General features: G+C 65.9%; 21 protein-coding genes. 14 read left to right on the forward strand and 7 right to left on the reverse strand.

What is annotated here, in order from left to right; genetic code table 11:
- Positions 1–17: 17 nt before the first annotated feature.
- Positions 18–668 carry a hypothetical protein gene (locus IEV96_RS12815; protein WP_188510950.1) on the forward strand — a complete coding sequence of 217 codons (651 nt, stop codon included), beginning with the start codon at positions 18–20 and terminating at the stop codon, positions 666–668.
- On the opposite strand, the gene IEV96_RS12820 is transcribed toward IEV96_RS12815, so the two are convergent.
- The 3 genes from IEV96_RS12820 to IEV96_RS12830 form a co-directional block, all read right to left on the reverse strand.
- Positions 665–856, reverse strand: coding sequence for an RNA polymerase sigma factor (locus tag IEV96_RS12820; RefSeq protein ID WP_188510951.1), 192 nt, complete (start codon positions 854–856; stop codon positions 665–667). The two genes, IEV96_RS12815 and IEV96_RS12820, sit on opposite strands and share 4 nt — an antisense overlap.
- A 193-nt stretch (positions 857–1049) precedes the next feature.
- Complete coding sequence (locus tag IEV96_RS12825) at positions 1050–1667, reverse strand: PadR family transcriptional regulator (protein ID WP_188510952.1); 618 nt, start codon at positions 1665–1667, stop codon at positions 1050–1052.
- On the reverse strand, positions 1664–2467 hold the full coding sequence (locus tag IEV96_RS12830; protein WP_188510953.1) for a DUF4097 family beta strand repeat-containing protein: 804 nt from the start codon (positions 2465–2467) through the stop codon (positions 1664–1666). Before IEV96_RS12830 ends, IEV96_RS12825 begins: the two co-directional genes overlap by 4 nt.
- Before the next feature lie 194 nt (positions 2468–2661).
- Here IEV96_RS12830 and IEV96_RS12835 point away from each other — a divergent pair, with 194 nt between their 5' ends.
- Positions 2662–3417: a MerR family transcriptional regulator gene (locus IEV96_RS12835; protein WP_188510954.1), complete on the forward strand. Its 756-nt coding sequence runs from the start codon at positions 2662–2664 to the stop codon at positions 3415–3417.
- Between the two features lie 116 nt (positions 3418–3533).
- A complete protein-coding gene (locus IEV96_RS12840) occupies positions 3534–5003 on the forward strand; it encodes an LCP family protein (protein ID WP_229733302.1) in 1470 nt (489 codons plus the stop codon).
- On the opposite strand, the gene yczE is transcribed toward IEV96_RS12840, so the two are convergent.
- A complete protein-coding gene (yczE, locus tag IEV96_RS12845; protein ID WP_188510955.1) occupies positions 4996–5646 on the reverse strand; it encodes a membrane protein YczE in 651 nt (216 codons plus the stop codon). The genes IEV96_RS12840 and yczE overlap by 8 nt on opposite strands.
- A gap of 63 nt (positions 5647–5709) precedes the next feature.
- Here yczE and yczR point away from each other — a divergent pair, with 63 nt between their 5' ends.
- The 7 genes from yczR to IEV96_RS12880 all read left to right on the forward strand — a co-directional run bounded on the left by yczR (position 5710) and on the right by IEV96_RS12880 (position 13455).
- On the forward strand, positions 5710–7140 hold the full coding sequence (gene yczR, locus IEV96_RS12850) for a MocR-like transcription factor YczR (RefSeq protein ID WP_188510956.1): 1431 nt from the start codon (positions 5710–5712) through the stop codon (positions 7138–7140).
- Positions 7141–7295: 155 nt separating this feature from the next.
- A complete protein-coding gene (locus IEV96_RS12855; RefSeq protein ID WP_188510957.1) occupies positions 7296–10394 on the forward strand; it encodes an efflux RND transporter permease subunit in 3099 nt (1032 codons plus the stop codon).
- A 91-nt stretch (positions 10395–10485) separates the two neighbouring features.
- A complete protein-coding gene (locus IEV96_RS12860; RefSeq protein ID WP_188510958.1) occupies positions 10486–10770 on the forward strand; it encodes an SAV_915 family protein in 285 nt (94 codons plus the stop codon).
- Entirely contained in the window at positions 10767–11060 is a 294-nt protein-coding gene (locus IEV96_RS12865; RefSeq protein WP_188510959.1) for a hypothetical protein, read from the forward strand. Before IEV96_RS12860 ends, IEV96_RS12865 begins: the two co-directional genes overlap by 4 nt.
- On the forward strand, positions 11060–12211 hold the full coding sequence (locus IEV96_RS12870) for a hypothetical protein (protein ID WP_188510960.1): 1152 nt from the start codon (positions 11060–11062) through the stop codon (positions 12209–12211). The genes IEV96_RS12865 and IEV96_RS12870 overlap by 1 nt, the downstream gene beginning before the upstream one ends.
- 11 nt (positions 12212–12222) lie before the next feature.
- Positions 12223–12960, forward strand: coding sequence for a hypothetical protein (locus IEV96_RS12875; RefSeq protein WP_229733304.1), 738 nt, complete (start codon positions 12223–12225; stop codon positions 12958–12960).
- Between the two features lie 9 nt (positions 12961–12969).
- The gene (locus IEV96_RS12880) at positions 12970–13455 is read left to right on the forward strand and encodes an NUDIX hydrolase (protein WP_188510962.1); all 486 of its coding nucleotides are present in this window, start codon (positions 12970–12972) and stop codon (positions 13453–13455) included.
- Here IEV96_RS12880 and IEV96_RS12885 read toward each other — a convergent pair.
- Entirely contained in the window at positions 13452–13907 is a 456-nt protein-coding gene (locus tag IEV96_RS12885; protein WP_188510963.1) for a GNAT family N-acetyltransferase, read from the reverse strand. The genes IEV96_RS12880 and IEV96_RS12885 overlap by 4 nt on opposite strands.
- Positions 13908–14062: 155 nt before the next feature.
- Positions 14063–16108, reverse strand: a complete 2046-nt coding sequence (locus tag IEV96_RS12890; protein ID WP_188510964.1) for an acyltransferase family protein — start codon at positions 16106–16108, stop codon at positions 14063–14065.
- A gap of 340 nt (positions 16109–16448) precedes the next feature.
- Between IEV96_RS12890 and IEV96_RS12895 the strand changes: the two genes are divergently transcribed.
- Positions 16449–18602, forward strand: coding sequence for a DEAD/DEAH box helicase (locus IEV96_RS12895; protein WP_188510965.1), 2154 nt, complete (start codon positions 16449–16451; stop codon positions 18600–18602).
- Positions 18603–18728: 126 nt separating this feature from the next.
- Positions 18729–19100, forward strand: coding sequence for a YybH family protein (locus IEV96_RS12900; RefSeq protein WP_188510966.1), 372 nt, complete (start codon positions 18729–18731; stop codon positions 19098–19100).
- Between the two features lie 132 nt (positions 19101–19232).
- Here IEV96_RS12900 and IEV96_RS12905 read toward each other — a convergent pair whose 3' ends face one another.
- Positions 19233–21344, reverse strand: a complete 2112-nt coding sequence (locus tag IEV96_RS12905) for an acyltransferase family protein (protein WP_188510967.1) — start codon at positions 21342–21344, stop codon at positions 19233–19235.
- A gap of 178 nt (positions 21345–21522) precedes the next feature.
- On the opposite strand from IEV96_RS12905, the gene cysK reads away from it, so the two are divergent.
- Together cysK and epsC are read left to right on the forward strand one after the other, a co-directional pair.
- Positions 21523–22455, forward strand: a complete 933-nt coding sequence (gene cysK, locus IEV96_RS12910) for a cysteine synthase A (RefSeq protein WP_188510968.1) — start codon at positions 21523–21525, stop codon at positions 22453–22455.
- 4 nt (positions 22456–22459) lie between these two features.
- Complete coding sequence (gene epsC, locus IEV96_RS12915; RefSeq protein ID WP_188511267.1) at positions 22460–22999, forward strand: serine O-acetyltransferase EpsC; 540 nt, start codon at positions 22460–22462, stop codon at positions 22997–22999.
- Positions 23000–23263 lie beyond the last annotated feature (264 nt).

The raw sequence follows: 23263 nt of genomic DNA on the forward strand, positions 1-23263 counted from the left end.
CGACTTAGACTTCTGCCATGGTGCGAGCGGGTAGACGGCGACGAATCCGCTGGTGGTGGGTCGCGCTCGCCGTTGTCGCCGTGCTGCTCGTACCGGTCGCGATCGTGGTGCTGCCGATCGTCACGCACGAGAACCAGGGACGCTCGGGACAGGCCGGTTTCGTCGAAGAGTGGCCCACCTCGGTGACGGCCGCGGGAGACGACGAACGCACCCGCTCTTTCGACGTCCTCTCGCCCGAGCCCGGCGCATCCGTCGACACCTCGGCGCTCACTCCCGGCGACCGCCTCGTCGTCAGCGGAACCGGCTACGACGCGTCGCGCGGCATCTACGTGGCGATCTGCAAGATTCCGGATGACACGGGCTCAAAGCCCGGGCCGTGCATCGGGGGCGTCCCTGACCAGCAGGGCGCGACCGAAGGCACCGTGGGTGCCGTCGAGTACGCGCCGAGCAACTGGGTCAACGACGACTGGGCCTGGAAACTGTTCGGCGCCCGCGGTTACGACGACGCGGCGTCGGGAACGTTCACGGCGTACCTCGAGGTGGGCGACCCGGTCGGCGAGAACCTCGACTGCCGGGTCGACGCGTGCGGCATCTTCACCCGCAACGACCACACGGCGCTGAGCGACCGGGCGCAAGACCTCTACGTGCCGGTCGCCTTCGCGCCCTAGCCCGCGAGGGCCGCGAAACCGGCGCGCAGCCGCTCTTCGACGTCCTCGATGGTCACCCCGAGCAGACCTGCGATCTGTTCGGTGGTGAAACCGGAGAAGTAGCTCAAGTTGATCGCCTGGCGCAGCTCGGGCGACAGCGCGTCGAGTGCTTCCTGCGAGTGGTTGAGATTGATAGTGGGATTGAACATGGTGGAACAGACATTTCTAGCTGAGAGTGTGTGGGCTCCGGCCTGGATCAAGGCAGTGGAGCAGCTCCTGAGGAGCTCGGCGGATCGTGGATAAGGATCAACGCGCCACCAAGACTAGTACACATCTACGACAGAACGCGGATTGAGCTTGTCGAAATCCCGCGTTTCGACACGCTCAACCCGCGCAGCGCCGCTAAAGCGTCGCCTTCACCCGATCGCGCAGCTCGTCGAGTCCGACGGTGAGCACGCGCACGGTCTCCTCGTTCAGCTGGCCGCGAGCGACCTTCTTGCGCAGCTCCGTTCGCAGCTGCAGCCGGAAGTCGTTGAGCGCGGCCTCGGCGTTCATTAGCTGGCCGCGGCTGTCGACGTGCTCGGTCTTGACGTTCGCGCGCGTCGTGCGCCCGGCATCCTTCGCCTCGTTGCGCGCCTCCCGCGCGGCCGACGCGAGATCCGCGCGCAGCGTCTTCATCGCGGAGTTGACCGACGAGCGCACCTCGTCGGCGAGCCGGCGCACCGAGTCGGTGACGCCGTCCTCGATGCCGTCGAGCTCGCTCGCTCGGGCGGCGAGTTCGGCCCGTCCGGCGTCGGTGATCTCGTAGACGGTCTTGCGGCCGTCGGTGGACTTGGTGACCAGCCCGTCTTCCTCAAGTTTCGCGAGGCGGGGGTAGATCGTGCCGGCGCTCGGAACGTAGGTGCCGCCGAAGCGCTCCTCGAGCGCCTGGATGACCTCGTAGCCGTGCATCGGGGCGTCGGCGAGCAGGCTCAGCAGGTAGAGGCGCAGGTGGCCGTGGGCGAAGACCGGGGGAGTCATGCCGACACCGCGTGCATCACGTTGATGCGGCCCGACACCGTGTTGGCCTTGAAGTCGAGCCACTTCGCGTCGAGCTCGCCGTACTTGCCGATGTACTGGCCGTGCACACCCTTGATCTCGGCGTCGTCGAGCTGCACCCGACCGCCGACGGTGTTGATCTTGTACTGCGCCGCGACTCCGGGGGCGAGACGGGTGGTCACGTCGCCGCTCACGGTGCTGATGCGCACCTCGTCGGCGATGCCGGTGATGTCGGTGAAGACGTCGCCGCTCAGCGACTCCGCGGTGAAGACGCTCAGGTCGCCCGACGCGGTGATGTCGCCGCTGACGGTGCGGCTGGAGATCTTGCCGTTGTGATCGCTGATCGCGATCTCGCCGCTCACGCCGTTCACCTGCAGGGCGCCGGTGAGCCCGTCGATCACGAGGTCTCCGCTCACGGTGGAGATCGTGGCATCCGTCGTGTTCAGTCCGGAAATGAGTGCGCTCGCGCTGACGACGCCGAAGGTGAGGGCGACGTTGCGCGGGACCATGATGCTCACGTCGGCGCGGGCGGTGCCGCGGAAGCTGGAGAACACTTCGATGAAGTTGTCCCAGCTCAACTGGGGGTGGTCGATCTCGAGGGTGCCGTTGTCGATCGAGATCTTGAGCTCTTTACCGCTGACCGAGTGCACCTCGATGCGGGCGCCGGGCTCGTCATGGCCGACGATGTCGACCTTGCCGGCGATGAGGCTGACCTTCAGTTTGTTCACGTGCTCGACGTCGATGACTTTGGCGCCGTCGACAAGCCATTTTTCGTGTGCCATCGGATTCTCCTAGGGTCTGTGACGCTCGCGTTATATCGCGAGTGCGTGCCAACACGATATATCGCGTCTCGCGTCGAGCGCAACCCCCTGCGGTGCTGGGTGGCCGCAGCCGCCGCTTGCTCGGTTTCGGCACCCCCTCTTGACCTTGACGCGGCGTCAACCCATACCGTGGATTCACGAGAGAGGAGGGACGCATGGACTGGTCCATTCAGGAGGTGGCACGGCTCGCCGGCACCACCAGCCGCACCCTACGGCACTACGGCGACGTGGGCCTGCTCGCTCCGAGTCGCACCGGCGACAACGGATACCGCTACTACGACCAGACGGCGCTCGTGCGGCTGCAGCGCATTCTGCTGTTGCGCCAGCTCGGCCTCGGTCTGCCCGCTATCGGCGAGGTGCTCGACGGTGAGCGCGACGACGCGTCGGCTCTGCTCGCGCACCTGGAGTGGCTGCGGTCGGAACAACGGCGCATCGCCGACCAGATCTCGAGCGTCCAGTCCACGATCGACAAACTGAAGGGAGGTGAACAACTCATGGCAGAAGAAATGTTGAACGGCTTCGACCACACCCAATACAAAGAGGAGGTGGTCGACCGCTGGGGCGCGGACGCCTACGCCTCGGGGGATAAGTGGTGGCGCGCGAAGACCGGGGAGGAGAAGGCAGCTTTCCTGGCAGAGCAGGCGGCGCTCGCCGCAGAATGGGCGGATGCCGCGGCTCGCGCCCTCGACCCCGCGGGTACCGAGGCTCACGAACTCGCGCGGCGGCAGTACGGCTGGCTGTCGGGCATCCCCGGCACCCCGGGCTATCCCGCCGGACCGACGAAGGAGTACTTCGTCGGTTTGGGCGAGCTGTACGTGTCGGACGAGCGTTTCGGCGCGAACTACGGCGGAACCGAGGGTGCGGCGTTCGTGCGCGACGCGATGACGGCGTACGCCGAGCGCGAGCTCTGACGCCGGTCGAGTAGCGGGCTCGTTCCGCGCTCGCTACTCGACCGGCGTGTCATCCTTAAGACTGATTGTCGGCTCAGTCGGCATATTTCTTCAGGATCGGTCGGTAATCTCGCGGAGTGACCTCCCGCCCGAACTCCTATGACGACTTCCCGCTGCCGGTGGACCCGGCCCTCGGCGGGCAGCCGCCGTTCGAGCCGCCGCAGCCACCCGTGCCGCCGCAGCGACCGAAACGCCGCCGCCACGTCATGCGCTGGATCGGCCTCGTGGTCGCCATCGCGGTGCTCGCCGCCGGCGGATACGTCTTCTTCAACTACCAGCGCTTCGTGTCCGGCGTGAACCAGATCGACGCGATCGACAGCTCGGGCGACGACGCGTTCGACGGCACCGACCAGAACATCCTGCTCGTGGGCGACGACCACCGGCCCGACGGCGCGAGCGACGCGCAGCTCGCCCAACTCGGCACGACCGCCGACGGCGGCGGCACGAGCACCGACACCATGATGGTGATGCACATCCCCGCCGACGGCAGCTCGGCGACGCTGATCTCGTTCCCGCGCGACTCCTGGGTCGACGTCCCGGGGTTCGGCAAGAACAAGCTGAATGCCGCGTTCTCGCTGGGCGGCGGCAACGACGACCCCGCGGGCGGAGCGCGACTGCTGATCCAGGTGATCGAGGGCATGACGGGCCTGCACATCGACCACTACGTGCGCGTCTCGCTGCTCGGTTTCTACAACATCGCCGAGGCGCTCGGTCCGATCGACGTGTGCCTGAACAACCCGGTGAACGACAGGTACTCGACCCTCAACCTGCCGGCCGGCGTCTCGACGCTCAACGCCCAGCAGGCGCTCGCCTTCGTGCGGCAGCGCCACGGCCTGCCGCGCGGCGACCTCGACCGCCAGGTGCGCCAGCAGTACTTCCTCTCGGTGGAGGCGCGCAAGATCCTTTCCGCCGGCACCCTGCTCAACCCGTTCAAGCTCGGCGAGGTTCTCGACGCCGTCAGCGGCGCGATCGAGACCGACTCGGGCCTGAACTTCATCGACCTCGCCACCCAGATGAAGGGACTCAGCGCCGACAACATCACCACGGCGACGATCCCGATCCTCGGCACGCCCACGATCAACGTCGGCGGCAGCGCGCTGTCGATCGTCGAGGTCGACACGGCGGCGATCCCCGCCTTCATCGAGGACCTCATCGGCGGACCGTCGGCCTACGAGACGGCGACCGCCGCAGCCCCCGCCGATGTCACGGTCGCCGTGCTCAACGGTGGCGCGTACAACGGCTCTGCGGCGGCGGCCACCGAGACGCTCGCGTCGTTCGGATTCCTCACTGTCGCGCCGGCGTCCACGGAGGCGACCGCCACGACCACCATCCAGTACCCGGCGGGCCAGGAGGGCGCGGCCAAGGCCGTGGCCACCTACCTGCCCGGCGCCGCCGTCGTGGCGTCCACCACCGTGTCGCAGGTCACCGTCGTTCTCGGCGGCGACGGACTCATGCCGGCAGCCCCGGTGGCGGCTGAGCCGGCGGCACCCGCTCCCGAGGCGACTCCGGCAGGCACCACCTACGCCGCGGGTGCCTGCATCAACTGACCCGTTCGGCCGGGACGGGGATCCCTGCCGCTGAACCTGCCGGGGCGACCGGTGTGGGCACGCGCAGCCGCGGCAGCGTGATCCCGACCATCGGGCCCACGAGCAGGGCGAAGGCCAGCGTGCCGAGTCCGACGTTCCCGCCGAGCAGCCAGCCGATGGCGAGCACGGTGATCTCGATCACCGAGCGCACCCACCAGATCTTGAAGCCCCACCGGTTGTGGATGCCGGTCATCAGGCCGTCACGCGGGCCGGGCCCGAAGCGTGCGCCGATGTACAGTCCGCTCGCGATGGCCAGCAGCCCCAGACCGGCGGCGAAGAGCAGCACCCGCTGCCAGAGTTCGGTGGGCGCGGCGATGAGGGCGAGTCCCAGTTCGATCGACGGCCCGACGAACAGCACGTTGGCGATCGTGCCGAGGCCGGGCTTCTGCCGGATCGGAATCCACAGCAGCAGCACGAGGGCCCCGATGATGTTGGTCAGCACGCCGAACGGCAGGCCGGTCTGCAGCATGAGGCCCTGCGTGAGCACGTCCCACGGCGGTACCCCGAGGGCCGCGCGCACCATCATCGAAATCGCGACGCCGTAGGCGACGAGGCCGACGAGCAGTTGGACGATGCGGCGGGCCAAAAGGGCGGAATTGTTCATAGCGGCAATCCAATTACGAAATTGGACTTACAACAAGAGTCCAATCGGCGTAAAGTGGCCCGCGTGAATCTCGTATCCGCCCGTGCACTCGACCTCATGCTCGACAGCTGGAGGGGCGCGGGAGCGACGCCCGCCTACGAAGCCCTGGCCGATCGCATCCGGCTTCTGATCCTCGACGGCCGCATCGGTCTCGGCACCCGCCTGCCCGCCGAACGCGACCTCGCCGCGCAGCTCGGAGTCAGCCGCACCACGGTGACCGCCGCCTACGCCGAGTTGCGCGAGAAGAACTACCTCAGCAGCGTGCGCGGTTCGGGCAGTGTCGCCCGCCAGCCGCACGGCGCGGGTATCCCGGCCGAGACGGTGGCGTCGGGCCTGCTCGACTTCAGCAAGGCCAGCATGCCGGCGCTGCCCGAACTGGCGGCCGCCGCCGTGGCCGCGGCCGAGCAGCTCCCCGCCTACTTCGGCGACAGCGGCTTCGACCCGGTGGGCATCCCCGTCCTGCGCCAGGCGATCGCCGACCGGTATACGGCCCGCGGCCTGCCCACCGAACCCGACCAGATCATGGTCACCCTCGGCGCGCAGCACGCCATCGCCCTGCTCGCCCGCACCCTCATCGCCCGCGGCGACCGCGCGCTCGTCGAGACGCCCAGCTACCCGCACGCGATGGAAGCGTTGAAGTCGGCGGGCGCCCGCTTGGTGCCGGTCCCCGTCACGACCCACGACGGTTGGGACCAGGAGGCGCTCGAGCAGACCATCCAGCGCACGAGCCCGTCGATCGGCTACCTCATGCCCGACTTCCACAATCCCACCGGCCAGACCATGCCCGCCGCCCTTCGCGAGCGCACCCTCGACCTCGCCGCACAGCACGGCACCACGTTGATCGCCGACGAGACGATGGCCGAACTCGACATCGATGCGACAGAGCGGATGCTGCCGTTCGCCGCCTACGGTGCGGCGGGTGCGCAGGCAATCCTTGTCGGGTCGGTCGGCAAGACCGTGTGGGGCGGCGTGCGCATCGGTTGGATCCGCGCCGACCGCTCGGTCATCGCGCGCCTCGTGCGTGCGCGGTCGAGCGGCGACCTCGGAACGCCGGCCCTCGAACAGCTGATCGTGGCCCACCTGCTCGGCGACTACGACGCGATCCTCGAATCGCGCCGTCGACTGCTCACGACCGGGCGCGACTTCCTGCAGGCCCAGCTCGCCGAGAAGCTCCCCGAGTGGGAGGTACCGAGGGTCGCCGGCGGTCTCACCACCTGGGTGAACCTCGGCGCCCCCGTGAGTTCGCAGCTCACCCTCGCCGCCCGCAACGAGGGACTGCAGATCGCGGCCGGCCCCCGGTTCGGCATCGACGGCGCCTTCGAGAGGTTCCTGCGCATCCCGATCTCCTATCCCGAGGCCGAGACGGTGCGCGCCGTCGACGCGCTCGCCGCGGCCTGGCGCAGCGTCGGCCGCCTCGATCTGGCCGAGAGCGGTTGGCTCGCCGAGATCGTCTGACCGGCCTTTCTCCCCCGACCGGGCGGGCCCGATTCATCCCGAGGGAGTATGGGCGTTTGCCGACCCCGCTGGGATAATCGGAAAGCACACCGGAGTGCACCCTCGTCTCAGCGACCGCAGCAGATCGCCCAGCGCACCCCCACCAGGAGTTTTCCGTGCACCTTTTGTCCGTGTTCAGCCTGCGCAACCGCGCGCTCATCGCCCTCGTGACGATTGTCGTCGGCATCTTCGGCGGAGTGGCACTCACCTCGCTGAAGCAGGAGCTCATTCCCTCGCTGTCGCTGCCGCAGATCTTCGTGGTGACGTCGTACCCCGGTGCCAGCCCCGAGGTCGTGAACGAAGACGTGTCGACCCCGATCGAGACGGCCATCCAGAGCGTGCCAGGGCTCGACGGCACGACCGCGACCTCCAACGCGAACGTCTCCACCATCACCGCCTCGTTCGAGTACGGTACCGACATCACGACCTCCGAGCAGAAGGTGCAGCTCGCGATCAACCGCCTGTCGTCGCAGCTGCCCGAGAGCGCGGACACCCAGGTGCTCACCTTCAGCCTCAGTGACCTTCCGGTCATCCAGATCGCCGTCACCAGCGACCTCGACCCGCGCGACCTGTCGGCGCAGCTCGAGAATTCCGCGATTGCCGACATCAAGCAGCTCGAGGGCGTCAGCGACGCGAGCCTGCTCGGCTCGACCACACAGCGGGTCACCATCACCCCCGACGACGCCGCGCTCCTCGCCGCGGGTCTCTCCACCCAGGCGATCCGCGACGCGCTCGACGACAACGGCGTGCTGCTGCCCGCCGGCGAGATCACCGAAGACGGCAAGACCCTCACGGTTCAGGCCGGCTCGCGCATCCAGTCGACCGACGACCTCGCCGCGTTGCCGCTGATCGGCGGCCGCACCGCCACGACCCTCGGCAGCGTCGCCACGGTCACCCTCGAAGACGACCCGGTCACCGGGATCTCCCGCGTCGACGGCGAACCGTCGCTCACCATCGCCGTGACCAAGTCGCCCGCGGGCAACACCGTCGAGGTGTCGAAGCTCGTGCAAGACCTCATCCCCGAGATCGAAGACTCGCTCGGCAGCAACACCAAGCTGACCGTGGTCTTCGACCAGGCGCCGTTCATCGAGGAGTCGATCAACAGCCTCGCCGTCGAGGGCCTGCTCGGTCTCGTCTTCGCGGTCATCGTGATCCTGGTGTTCCTGCTCTCCATCCGCTCCACGCTCGTGACGGCGATCTCGATCCCCGTCTCGGTGCTCATCACCTTCGTCGGCATGCAGGCCTCCGGCTACACGCTCAACATCATCACCCTCGGTGCGCTGACGATCGCCATCGGGCGCGTCGTCGACGACTCGATCGTGGTGATCGAGAACATCAAGCGCCACCTCGGCCTCGGCGAAGACAAGAAGACCGCGATCCTCACCGCCGTGCGTGAGGTCGCCGGCGCCGTCACCGCCTCGACCGTGACCACCGTCGCCGTGTTCCTGCCGCTCGCCCTCGTGGGCGACGTGACCGGCGAGCTGTTCCGCCCGTTCGCGCTCACCGTGACGATCGCCCTCGCCGCGAGCCTCTTCGTCTCGCTCACCATCGTGCCCGTGCTGGCCTACTGGTTCCTCAAGGCGAAGCCCGTGCACAAGCACGCCGGCGGTGTCGCCCCGGCCGCCGACGAGGTCGAGGCCCCCGGTCGCCTGCAGAAGGCGTACCTGCCGGTCATCCACTGGACGCTCAAGCGTCCGTGGCTCACCCTTCTCGCCGCGGCTCTCGTGCTCGTGCTGACCGGACTCGTGACCCCGCTGCTGAAGACCAACTTCATCGGCGACAGCGGCCAGAACACCCTCACCGTGACCCAGACCATGCCGCTCGGCTCGAGCCTCGAGGTGCGAGACGACGCGGCCATGAAGGTCGAGGACGCGCTCATCGGCCTGCCCGGCGTCGAGACCGTGCAGTTGTCGCTCGGCTCCAGCGGCAGCTCGCTGCAGGCCGCCTTCACGGGCAGCGGATCGACCACGTTCTCGCTGACGACGGATCCGGATGTCGACCAGGACGAACTGCAGGCCGACGTGCGTGATGCGGTGGCCGACATCGACGACGCGGGCGAGATCGCTCTCGCCGCGGCGAGCTCGGGCTTCGCGTCATCCGATATCGAAATCAACATCACGGCCAACGGTTCCGAAGACCTGACCACCTCGGCCGACGCGATCCTCGCCGAGGTCGAGAAGCTCGACGTTGTGGCCGAGGCGTCGAGCAACCTGTCGGTGACGCAGCCGTACATCGCCATCACCGTCGACCGCGCTGCGGCGGCGGAGGCGGGCCTCAGCGAGATCGCCGTCGGCGGCATCATCACCGCCGCGATGAACCCGAGCGCGAGCGGTTCGGTCGTGATCGACGAGGAGACCCTCTCGATCTACATCGACAACGCGAACGCGCCGACCACCCTCGGCGAGATCCAGGCGTTCCAGATCCCGACGGCGACCGGCTTCGTGCCGCTGTCCGACCTCGCCACGGTCGAGCAGGCCGACGGGCCTTCGAGCATCACGACCATCAAGGGCGTGCGCAGTGCGACCGTGAGCGTCACCCCGGGCAGCGACGACGTGGGCACCGCCTCGTCCCTCGTATCGGCTGCCGTCGCCGAGGTCGACCTGCCCGCCGGCGCCTCCGCCGAGCTCGGCGGCGTCACGTCGCAGCAGGGGGACGCGTTCCAGCAGCTCGGCCTCGCGCTGCTCGTCGCCATCCTGATCGTCTACGTGGTGATGGTCGCGACCTTCAAGAGCCTGCTTCAGCCGCTGCTGTTGCTCGTCTCGGTGCCGTTCGCGGCGACCGGCGCGATCCTGCTGCAGGTGGCCACGGGCATTCCGCTCGGCGTTCCGTCGCTCATCGGCGTGCTGATGCTCATCGGAATCGTCGTGACCAACGCGATCGTGCTCGTCGACCTCATCAACCAGTACCGCGAACGCGGCATGAAGGTGGGCGAGGCGATCGTGCACGGCGCCTCGCGCCGACTGCGCCCGATCCTGATGACGGCGCTCGCCACGATCTTCGCGCTGCTGCCGCTCGGCATCGGCCTCACCGGCCACGGCGGGTTCATCTCGCAGCCGCTCGCGATCATCGTGATCGGCGGCCTCGTGTCGTCGACGATCCTCACCCTGGTTGTGCTGCCCACGCTGTACTACCTGGTCGAGGGCCGCAAGGAGCGTCGCGCCGACAAGCGCGCGGCGAAGGCGGCGGTCCTGGCGCCCGACGCTTCAGCCGAGTAGCCGCCGACTGACCGGGCGTTGAGCATTGCTCCACAGCGTTCGGTAGAATCGGCCCAGTCCACATCGACCGACGCAGTGAGCAGGAGCATCCATGACCGACGCGCCAGTGATCCTCCCGCCGATGCTGTACCTCCCGGTGCTCGAGCATCCCGAGGGCGGGGATTACGCGGCAGTTCTCGAGCTCTCAGATAAGCGGATGGGGCTGCTCGCCTATACGGCGCTCGACCGGCTCGCCGACAAGTGCGGTGTGAACCAGTCGTGGATTGTGATGTCCACCTCGCAGCTCGGACGCATCAAGGAAGCGCAGCCCTACGACGTCGTGCTCTTCGACTTCGACGTGCCGGCCTCCATGCGCAGCGGGGAGCGCATCGCATGAGCGACATCTATGTCGACCGCACCAACATGGAGCGTCTCATGACGCTTCAAGAGGAAGACGCCGACTCGAACTACACGGGACTCGGCGCCATGCCGGCCGCCGTCGACGCCGGAGCCGCGACCGCACTGATCGCCTTTCTCGCCACGGGTGCGGCCGAGGCGGCGGGCATCATGGCGGACACCCACCGGGTGCTCGCGGCCATCACCACGGCCGTGGTCGAAGACGTCACCCTCACCGAGGAGCAGATCCAAGAAGACCTCGGCCTCATCGGTAAGGGGCTGGACGACTAATGGGCCTCAATGTGATTGTTTCCGGCGACCCGGAGGGCATGCGGGGCATCGCCACTTGGCTCGACAACGACGTGGCGAAGCCCACGTCGTATGCCGACCTCGACCTCGCCTACGCGTGGGGCGACTCCTCGAACTACTGGACGGGCAAGTCGGGCGACGCGTTTCGCACCGCAGCGATGAAGGTGCGCGACAGCAGTTCCGGGCTTCCCAAACTGGCAAACGACATCGCCAGCGCCATCCGCGCCTACGCCTCGCGGATCGAGCGCGCACAGGAAGAGTTCAGCGGGTACCTCACGCAGGCAACGAGCGCCGGCCTTAAGGTTACGGGCACCGTCGTCGCGGTTCCGACAACGTCTCTGCAATACTGCCCGGCCGACAACGCGCCCGAGGCAGACATCAAGGAGTACGACAGCTACCTGGCGAAGATGGAGACCTATAACCAACTTTCCGAGCTTTACGGAACCTGGATCGGAGAGATCGATAAGTGGATCTCCGAGAATCTTGTGCCGCTCTCCGTCAGGGCCGGTGAGTTCGCCGAACTCGGGGAGCTTTTGGCAGGTCTCGCTCTCGACAACGGAGACATCATCGACTTCACGCTCGACTACGCGGACAATAAGGCGGATCGGCTGCACGTGAAGTTCGAGGAGGACGCGGCTGCCATCCAGCAGACCCTCGACGACATCCGGGCAGGGCAACGTTCCGGCAATCCCGCCCTGCGCGCCGCGGCGGATGCGGTGAACCCGTCGGAGATTCGCAAGGGCCTTGGCGCGTTGAACGAGATGATTGGCGAAGTGCGCGGAGTCTCAAAGTTCATTCCGGTGGCGGGCGGCGTTGTCACCGTCGTCGGGGCCGGGATGGATCTCGCCGCGGGCGAGTCCCCTTCCTCGATCGCCGTGGAATTCGGCGGCGGCGTCGCCGGCGCCGCCGCCGGAACCGCGCTCGTCGCCGCGGTGGGTTCAACCTGGGCGGTGCCGCCGGTCGGCGCTGTCGTCACGGTCGCCGCCGCCGCTGTCGCTGCGGGAGCGGGCGCAAAGTGGCTCTACGAGTCGCAGGTGCCGATCGATGTTCGCGAGTCGATCGACGGCTTTCTCGTCGGTCACGGCCGGCCGGTGATTCTCAGCGGGGCAAAGCCCACCTGGGGCTCCTGGTGAGCGCCGCCACGATGCGGCTAGCATCGGTCGAGCGCGCGTCGACCCGAGTGCCCGTGCGCACGACGCCGGTCAATCCGGTCGTCGCCGTAGTGTTCCTGGGCGCAATCGTGCTGATCTTCGCCGCGCTGGCGATCTTCAACGTCTATCCATCCGCCCGGTTCGCGTTCATTGCCGCCGCAGTCTTCCTCATGCTCTTCCCGGTGGGAGTGGGGCTGCTCAACACCCGGCTCAAGCCGGGGGTCGTGCGCTTCGACGAGAACGCTGCATCGCTGCGCTTCATCCCCCAGGCGGCGGCCCCTGTGCTGTTCTTCGCGGCCGCGCTCGTGGGGCTGGTTCCCGGAATTGTCGCCCTGGTCAACGGCCTCGACGCCATCGGGCGCGGGCTCGCGGTCATCAGCGCACTCTGCCTCGTCTGGGTGTTGCAGCAGCTGTGGGCACTGCGTCTCCCCGCGGGGCTCGTGCTCGATGAGCACGGCATCCGCGGAGTTCGCGGCTCAAAGGCGGTCGATCTCAGCTGGGATGATCTCGCCAAGGCAGAGGTTACGGCGCCGAAGGGAATACGGCTGACGCTGCACCTCCGGCCGGCGGGCTCGGTTGTGATCGAGCCGCAGTACATCGGCTCCGATCCGAACGTGCTCGCGCCCGTGATCAACTTCTTCCGCGAGCACCCGCAGCACCGTGCGGCTCTCGCCACTCCGCGGGCGGCGCTCGAGCTCGTGGAGGCGCACGCCTCCGCACGCGCTGACTAGGCTCGGAGCATGGCAACTCCCGACTTCGTTCTAGCCCTGCGCGAGAAGGTCGGCACCCACCCACTGTGGCTCTCCGGAGTCACGGCGGTGGTGCTGCGCGACGGTGACAGCACCACCGGAACGGAGGTGCTGCTCGTGCGGCGCTCCGACACGGGCGCGTGGACCCCGGTCACCGGCATCATCGACCCGGGTGAGGAGCCTGCCGTGGCCGCCGCCCGCGAGATCCTCGAGGAGGCGAACGTCGTCGCGACGGTCGACACCCTCGTCTGGGTGAAGGTCACCGACCCGGTGCGCTACGAGAACGGCGACGAGTCGCAGTACCTCGACCTCATCTTCAGGTGCAGCTACGTCTCCGGCGACGCGTTCCCCGCCGACGGTGAGAACACCGAGGCCGCCTGGTTCGCGCTCAACGCCCTGCCCACGATCAGCGAGGACATGCGCGGCCGCGTCATGAGCGCGGTCGAGACCGACGGCACCGCCCGCTTCGAGGTCTAGCCCAGCCGCTTCTCCATACACACGCTCGACTCGTCGCCCACATACTTGCCGAAGTTCGGGATGTGCACGTAGCCGTGCTTCAGGTACAGCGCGATCGCGTCGGGCTGCTCCCAGCCGGTCTCGAGACGGATGACAGAGACGGATGCCGCGGCGGCAGCCTCCGCGAGGCGGCCCAGCAGCGCGCCCGCGACGCCGCGACCCCTATGGTTCTCGGCCACGAACATCCGCTTCACTTCGGCGGAGCCGTCTCCGTTGTCGACCAGCGCGACGATCCCGGCAAGCCCCTCGTCGCGCGCCACGAACAGCGTCACGCCCGGCTGCTCGAGTTCGGCCACATCGAGCTTGTGGTACGCCTCGGGCGGGTAGAGGCTGAGCGCGTACTCGTCGGCGAGGCGCATCAGCTCGAGCACGTCGGGCTGACGCGGGGGCTCGATGGTGATGGTGGTTGGCATGCGTCAATTCTGTCCCCTTGACCGCCCGTCCTGGGCTCGAGAAGGATGGGCGCATCGCGCAATGAACGGATTTGTCAGCGACGTTCACGAAGGCTCATTTGCCTCTACCGGAGCGCGTCCCCCGCGTGTTCATTTCGCAGCGACGTTGAACGGTTCTATCGGGGGTAGGCCGGCGGCAAGGTCGACGCCACGATGGCGGCGAACGCGGGCGACAAGCGTTGCGAGTACGAAGCGTTGAAGTGGCCGCTGTCTCGGTAGATTATGCGGTTCCTGTCGACCACCGGGCATACGTCTGTGCAAACTAGGGTCGACGGGTCAAAGTAGACAGCATCTACGGAAGCCGCGGTGGCGATATCCCGCTCTCGATCAGCCGGAGGCAAGGCAATGTCGATCGGTGTGGCGCAGTTGTCGACCGATTTGAGATTGCGGTAGAGACAGTCGCCGATGTCATCGGCCGATTCCGGGAATCGGCCGAAATACACAAGAGGCGCAATAGACGCCAGCGAGCGGGCGATGGGTGATACTCCGACTTCCCATTCCGAGATTTCCGAATCGGACATGTTCAGGGGGTCCTCAACGCCGTATCCATAACCCCGGTTCGCAAACAGTATGAGGTCGGGATCGATCGCCTCTATGCGCGCGACTGCCTCGCTTCGCCAGACGCTGCACCCCGGAGATTCCACCTCTTCTTGCGTAGCTGTGACAGGAACTTCAGCTAGTGGGCATCCACTTTTCGCAACGCCGAATAGCTTCCAACCGTTCTCTCGAGCCGCCTGGTCGCCGGCGGGCCACCAATGCCCAGCTTGAGAATCCCCGGCCAAGACCACCGTGGTGTCGCCATTCGGATCCCCGCCTACACACGTCGCTGCAGTGATTCCCATACAACCCAGGAACACGTCCGCGAGATCCGCGGGAAGGGCCTCGAGCGTCGGTTCGACGTTTTGTGGCAGCCAGCCCGGTGACACGATATCCACGGGTTTGTCGAACACGATTGTGGATTCGTGTACGGCAGCGCTTACGCGCACAGGCCCACCGACTGCGACCGCCGGACCACCCGTCGTCGGGAATGACGCCGTCGCGGCGATGAGCGAAAGCACCACGGTGAGGGTTGAAGCGATGCCGATCACAACTACTCTCGCGGGCGGAAGCGAAATTCCTAAACGCGCTCCTCGACGTTCGATGCCGTAATAGGTCGCCACTGACAGGAGCGCACTGACTGCGAGAAGAGCTAATTTCGCCGGATTGCTGAAGCCTACGATCGCCACGCCGAACGTCAGCACGGGCCAATGCCATAGGTACAGCGAGTAAGAAATGTCACCTATGAAGCGGAGAGGTGGGACCCCTAAACCACTCGCGATACCTTCGTGATGATACGAGCCAGCCCAGATGACAAGCGCTGTGCCAACGGTGGGGACCGCGGCGGTCCAACTGGGGAAGGGGGTGAGGTCAGAAAAAATGAGCGCTGACGAGAAAATCGCGACTATTCCGATTGCGGCGGCAACCGACGTCACGACCGCCGAAGGTTGGCGCTTGACCAAGAACACGAGAAACGCAACCGCGCCTCCGATGGCTAGCTCCCATGCTCGGGTCCCCAGCGAGTAGTAGGCGTCGTTCGAGCCGGACGCCGTGAGGGCCACCGAGGCGCCGAGAGAGACGACCAGGGCCGACGCCAAGACCACGGGGGCGACGAGCCGCCACCGACGCTTGGCAAGAAGTGCCACCACCAAAAGGACGGCCGGCCAGACGAGGTAGTACTGCTCCTCCACGGCGAGCGACCAGAAATGCATGAACAGCGAAGGATCCGAATTCGCAAAATATCCATCAGGGCTTTGCGCAAGATGGAAATTGGCGAGATACGCGGTAGACCACGCCGCATCTTCGAGCACGTTCGCTTTCTGGAGCGGCCCGAACAGCACCAACGCGGCTCCCACCGTCGCTGCTGTCACCGTTAGTGATGCGGGAAGGAGGCGACGGAGACGCCGAGCATAGAACGACCGCATCGAGATCCGACCGGTGAGGTCAATCTCCTTGATAAGGAGGAGGGTGATCAAGAAGCCGGAAATGACAAAGAAAACATCGACGCCGACGAATCCTCCCGGGATCACCGCGGGGAAATAGTGATAGACAACGACAGCCACAACCGCTACCGCCCGCAATCCCTGAATGTCACCCCGCTTTGGTGTCGCGGAGGCTCGTTGCACCTTGAAATTCTAATGGGAGGCCACGTTTGCCTCGCTGTAGAGAGACACGAGCCGATATGTGGCTCGAGTCCATGAGGGTAAGCAACGCGAAGCTGGCACAATGACGCGCCATGCACTAACGTGGACTAGTCGGCTCGAGACAGCACGCATGGCGTGTATGGGTTTGTAAGTCTTAGAGGCCGGTTTCCCAGCGCATCCGCTGCGGAAAAATCACACGAATGTATGTGATGGCCTCGGTCAAAGACTGCCCGGGTTCAGAAGTGCAACTCACGCGTACTCCACATCGCGTTTGCATCTGCACGTGTACTTTCACGTAACTGAAACAACCCAGGAAAGAACTATGTCCCCGTACTCCAAGCCTGACTACAACAAGTCGGACCGCGACAACAAGAAGCCGTACACCCCTCGTGGCGGCGATGCTCGCAACTCCCGCCCCGACCAGGGCGGCGCACCCAAGAAGCGCTGGACCGGCGACGACCGTGCCGCACGTACGGGAGACCGCCCCTCGGGCGGCGACCGTCGTCCCGACTGGAACCCGCGCGAGAAGCCCGCTTACGGCGACCGCCCGAACCGCAGCAACGGCGCATCCCGCTCCGAGCGCCCCGCCTACGGCGACCGTCCCGCGCGTCCCGCGTACGGCGACCGCAACGAGCGCCCCACCTACAACGACCGCCCGGCCCGTCCGTCGTACGGTGACCGTCCCGCGCGTCCGACCTACGGCGACAGCGCCGACCGTCCCGCCCGCACCGAGCGTCCCTCCTACGGCGACCGCCCGGCTCGCACCGAGCGTCCCAGCTACGGCGACCGTCCGGCCACGAACGATCGCCAGCCGCGCACGCCCTACAACGAGCGCGCCGGCCGCAGCGAGCGCCCGTCGTACAACCCCGACCGCCCGGCCCGCCCGAGCTACAACTCGGAGCGCCCCGCGCGCACCGAGCGTCCCAGCTACGGTAACGACCGTCCCAGTTACAACGACCGCCCGGCCCGCACCGAGCGTCCGTCGTACAACTCGGACCGTCCGGCCCGCACCGAGCGTCCGTCGTACAACAGCGACCGTCCCGCCCGCACCGAGCGTCCCAGCTACAACAGCGACCGCTCGGCCCGTCCGTCGTATGACCGCGCCGAGCGCACGGAACGTCCCTCGTACAACCGCGACGAGCGCCCCTCGCGTCCGGCCTATGCCGACCGCGCCGAGCGTCCCACCCGCGACTCCAGCTACTACCCGGCCAAAGACGGCGCTGCGAACAAGTCGCACTCCGGCGGCGGCATGCAGGAAGACGTCGTTCTCGAGCGTCTCGAAGCCGAGGTCATCACGGCCAAAGACGTCGAAGGCGTGACCTTCGGCGATCTCGGCCTCGGTGCCAACATCGTCCGCCAGCTCGAGTCGATGGGTGCAGCGGCTCCGTTCGCCATCCAAGCCGCGACCATCCCCGACGTTCTCGCCGGCAAGGATGTTCTCGGACGCGGCAAGACCGGTTCCGGCAAGACCATCGCTTTCGGTGCACCGCTCGTCGAGCGTCTGATGGAGAACAACGGTGGCAAGGACCGTCAGGCCGGCCGCAAGCCGCGCGCCCTGATCCTCGCCCCCACCCGTGAGCTCGCCATGCAGATCGACCGCACGGTTCAGCCCATCGCCCGCAGCGTCGGCCTGTTCACCACCACGATCGTCGGTGGCGTTCCGCAGTACAAGCAGGTCTCCGCCCTTCAGCGCGGCGTCGACATCATCATCGCGACCCCGGGCCGCGTCGAGGACCTCGTCGAGCAGGGTCGTCTCGACCTCTCGAACGTCATCGTCTCGGTTCTCGACGAGGCCGACCACATGTGCGACCTCGGATTCCTCGAGCCCGTGCAGCGCATCCTCAAGGAGACCAAGGAGGGCGGCCAGAAGCTGCTCTTCTCGGCAACCCTCGACAAGGGTGTCGCCACCCTCGTGAAGCAGTTCCTCAAGAGCCCGTCGGTTCACGAGGTTGCCGGTGAAGACCAGGCCTCCTCCACGATCGACCACAAGGTTCTGCTCATCGAGCAGCGCGACAAGCGCGAGATCATCCGCGAGCTCGCCGCGGGCGAGGGCAAGACCCTGGTCTTCACCCGCACCCGCGCGTTTGCCGAAGAGATGAGCGACTACCTGGAGGACGCCGGCATCCCCGCCACGAGCCTCCATGGTGACCTCAACCAGAGCCGCCGTACGCGCAACCTGCAGCTGCTCACGAGTGGTCGCGTCAACGTTCTCGTCGCGACCGACGTCGCGGCACGTGGCATCCACGTCGACGACATCAGCCTGGTCATCCAGGCCGACGCTCCCGAGGAGTACAAGACCTACCTGCACCGCGCCGGCCGCACGGGCCGCGCCGGCAAGGTCGGTACCGTCGTCACGCTCATCCCGCGCGCTCGTCGCCGCAAGATGGACGAACTGCTCGGCCGCGCCGAGATCAAGGCCGAGAACATCATGGCCGCTCCTGGCGACGCCGTGCTCGGAGATCTCGCGGCCCTGTAACGCCAACGCTCGCTGGGCTTGTCGAAGCGGAAGGCGCCCATCCCTCACGGGGGTGGGCGCCTTCCGCCGTTAATCGCACCCACAACCCCTATGCGTGTGTCGGCGGCCGCCACTAGAACAGTCACCATGACTACGACAGACGAAGTGACCCGTTGGATAGAGGCCTACCGATCCGCCTGGATCAGCAACGACGCCGACGAAGTGGCGGCTCTGTTCACCGAAGACGCGCTCTACGAATTCCGGCCTAACGACCCAGAGCCGTGGCGTGGCCGCGACGAGATCGTAACGGGATGGCTCGAAGAGCCCGACGCACCCGACACCTGGACGTTCGATTTCAAGATCGTCGGCCTGCTCGACGATGGAACGGCCGTTGTGCAGGGCGTCACCGAGTACCTCGACGAGAACCCGACCTACGACAACTTGTGGTTGATCGCTTTCGAAGAAGGCAAGGCGAGCCGCTTCACGGAGTGGTACATGGAGCGTGAGCAGGCAGAGTAGACGAACGACACCGCGCTGGAAAGAACTCGAGCGGGCCGAGACATACACCGGCGTGGGTTGAAAGCCGAAACGACTACTAATACCCAGGGGCGCGACGCAATCGTCAACTGTTAGCTAGACCACATCAGCGAGCTAGCCCAAATCAGTCAAGAACTGAGTGAATCGCGGTATGAGGTCTTTGCTAGCGGGCACGGAGATGTGAATGTCGTCCCGGTAGAGGCCAAGGTCTCCGTGTCTTGTGGTGCAGATAGATCCTGGGCAGAAATAGTCGCGAAGATCGAGAATGGCACTTCCAGTCCGGCGGGCCGCTTCGTCGACGGCCTCGCGCGTTGCGCCCTGCACCAGATCCATTTCGTCGACGGTAGCCGACGTGTTGCATAGGTCCGCCATGATGACAGCGACGGCGCAGTTTCCCGGTTTCCACGAGGGCGTTGGGAAACGATAGCTCGGGGGTGCCTTTGCGATCACAACTTCATGCCCTGCCGCGGACAGCCGCTCGGCCGTGGATTCCATACCGCTCACGAGGGCGCGTTTCTTCTCGGCATTCGGCGCAGCAGAGACTTTCGCGAGTGCGTCGGCGTCGCCAAGATCGCCAGTCATCGCTATCGAATCGACAAGATCCGAGGGCGACCACCATGAGACATCGTTGGCACCCATAATCACGAGCCCGGGAGTACGGGCTTCAAGCCAACTGAGGGTCCCGTCGATGTAAGGGGCGCAGCCAGCCTTCTCCGTCGCATCCATCGGCTTTGGTTCTCCCGGAACCCGAAGCGTGATCCGGTAGGGAGGACATCCGGGTGCAGTCGTCATGAAGAGGGGGCGGTTGAGTTCCAGGCTTGCCCCGATTAGTGCCTCGCCATACTGTTCGACGACCGAGTCGCCAATGAGATAGATCGGTTCGCCCGACGCGGACGCATTCCACTCGCAATTCGCCTGCGTCGCCACGGTGATTGGCACCGGCGTTATGCAACCAGAAGCGAGACCCGGATGAAATGCTTGAGTTTCCTGCATCAGGGCCATCCGGGCGGACCAGTAGTTGCTCTTTACGGCTAAATCGAGCGTTGCGGCCAGCGTCAGGGGAACGATCAACGTCACCGCAACGAGCGCGGTGAGCCTCCGCTTACTGCTTCGGACAGGTTTACGCAGCGGCCGCTCCACAAAGTGGTACGAAGCGACGGCGGGACCGAGCGAAACGGTTGCAGCGAGGATAGGTCCCCATAATTCGCCAGGCCAGATGAGTTCTGCGAACACGATCATGGGCCAGTGCCACAGGTACCAGGAATAGGAGATATTGCCGATAGCGACGAGCGGGCGCGCGCCGAGGAGCCGACTGATTGGGTTGACTGAACCCAGCCCGGCGTACAGGACAAGAACAGTTCCCAGCACAGGCACCACCGTCGCTGGTCCGGGGAAAACGGTCGAGTCGGTAAAGGCGAGAACGGACACGGCGATCAGCGCGATCCCCGTGATACCCGTGACGGTGCCTACGGTTTTCGTAGGCAGCCAAATCCGGGTAGCGATCGCCGCTAGTAGCGCGCCAGCCGCGAATTCCCACACTCTACCGACCGGACTGTAGAACCCCAGCAGTGCCGATGGCACGTAGGGAAAGGAAACTCCGAGCGCGACCCCGATTGAAATCGCGAACGATACGGCCCCCAATGCCGCGACAAGGACTGCGATCACGACGCTGGGTCGCCCAATTCGACGGGCCACTCGCCATCCCAGTAGGAGCAGGATCGGAAAGGCGAGATAGAACTGCTCTTCAACTGACAAAGACCAAGTGTGTAGAAGCGGGTTGGTTTCTGCCACTATCCCGAAATAGCCACCCGAAAATTGTGCGATCGCAAAGTTCGCGAAGAGAAGCATTGCCCCCACCGCCGTGGATGTGACGAGTTGTTGGCTCCACAGGGGCGACATCAGGAAGGCCGATACAACCACCGTTGAACTGACCATTAGAGCGAGCGCCGGTGTTAGACGGCGGAACCTGCGTACGTAAAACGTTGTCAGGCGGATGGTCCCCGTAGTTTGTCTCTCACGCAGCAACATCGCGGTAATTACGAAACCTGAGATCACAAAGAACACATCGACGCCGACGTAGCCCCCCGGAAACGGCAGATTCGCGTGGAACGCCACAACCGCTACAACGGCAATAGCGCGAAGCCCTTGAATGTCGCGTCGACGTGGTGGGATGGAAGCTGGCGACGAATGCTTGGCTGTGACGGTGTCCTCTTTGAGGTCGGTCACAATGCTCCTGAGTCCGTCACGCTGGATCCGGTGTTCGCACCGATCTGACAATGCTTTAGATCATATGTCCAGAACGGCTTCCCCTCGACGAACTGTGACGCTTCGGTATCACGACCCGTAATGACCTCCCTAAGCTGGGCTTATCGCTACCACCTACCGGTCTAGAGAGAGAACACGTATGCCCGTCTACAACGACATCACGGAGATCTTCGGCAAGACCCCGCTCGTGCGCCTCAACAAGGTCACCGAGGGCCTCGGCGCCACCGTGTTGGCCAAGCTCGAGTTCTACAACCCCAGCGCGAGCGTCAAAGACCGCCTCGGTGTAGCCATCGTCGATGCCGCCGAGAAGAGCGGCGCGCTGAAGCCGGGCGGCACGATCGTGGAGGGCACGAGTGGCAACACCGGCATCGCCCTGGCGATGATCGGCGCGGCCCGCGGCTACAAGGTGATCCTCACCATGCCCGAGACGATGAGCAAGGAACGCCGCGTACTCCTCCGCGCGTACGGCGCCGAGCTGGTGCTGACCCCGGGCGCATCCGGAATGAAGGGTGCTGTCGAGAAAGCGGCCGAAATCGTGGCGTCCACCCCGGGCGCCGTGTTGGCTCGTCAGTTTGAGAACGAGGCGAACCCCGCGATCCACCGAGTGACGACCGGCCCGGAAGTCTGGTCGGACACCGACGGCGCCGTCGACATCTTCGTCTCGGGAATCGGCACCGGAGGAACCATCACCGGTGCCGGCAACTACCTCAAGGAGCAGAAGCCGAACCTGCAGGTCGTCGCCGTGGAGCCGGCCGAGAGCCCCATCCTCAACGGCGGGGCACCCGGACCGCACAAGATCCAGGGCATCGGCGCGAACTTCGTGCCCGACGTCCTCGACCGCGAGGTCTACGACGAGGTCATCGACGTCAATATCACGCAGAGCGTGGAGATGGCCCGCCGCCTCGCGGCCGAAGAGGGCATCCTCGCCGGCATTTCGAGCGGCGCGACCGTCACCGCCGCGCTCGAGCTCGCAGGGCGTCCCGAGAACGCCGGCAAGACGATCGTCGTGATCGTCGCCAGCTACGGTGAGCGCTACCTCTCCACCGTGCTCTACGAAGACCTGGTCGACTAGCGTGCTGTTCTCCCGCACCAGGGAGGACATCGCCACCGCCCGACATCGTGACCCCGCAGCGCGAAGTGCGCCGGAGGTGTGGCTTACCTACTCGGGGCTGCATGCAATCTGGGGCCATCGCCTCGCCCACAGGCTCTGGGGATGGCGGTGGTTCCTGCTGGCTCGCGTCGTCTCCCAGATCACCCGTTTCCTCACCGGCGTGGAGATTCACCCCGGCGCGGCAATCGGCCGACGGTTCTTCATCGACCACGGCATGGGCATCGTGATCGGCGAGACGGCCGAGATTGGCGACGACGTGATGCTCTATCACGGAGTCACGCTGGGTGGCGTGACCTCGATGCCGGGCAAGCGGCATCCGACGCTAGGCGACCACGTCGTCGTGGGCACCGGCGCGAGCATTCTCGGACCGGTCACTATCGGCGCAAACTCGGTGATCGCTGCGCACGCGGTGGTGTTGTCGGATGCGCCCGATGCCTCGCTGCTGACGGGTGCGCCGGCGCGTGTGCGGCCGCGCACGCCACACACTCCCGACTTCTACATCTGATGGCCAAAGCCGTCACTTTGTAGCGTTAACGTTCCCGACGTAGACTGGACAAAGGGCCGAAACATGATGCAACATCAAGTTCTGGGCCGCTGTGGCCTTTGATCCCTCAATCTGAGGCCAAATCGTGTGTGACAATGGGGTGTTTGTATCCTGCCGGTGTTCACGCGGATACGAATACTGAAGAACGTAAGGGTAGCGATGTCGATGACTTTTTCGGGCACTAGAGCTCGACCGGCGTCTGCCCCCGACTCCCTGAATTTCGCT

The organism is Conyzicola nivalis (genome assembly GCF_014639655.1).
Classification (GTDB): domain Bacteria; phylum Actinomycetota; class Actinomycetes; order Actinomycetales; family Microbacteriaceae; genus Conyzicola; species Conyzicola nivalis.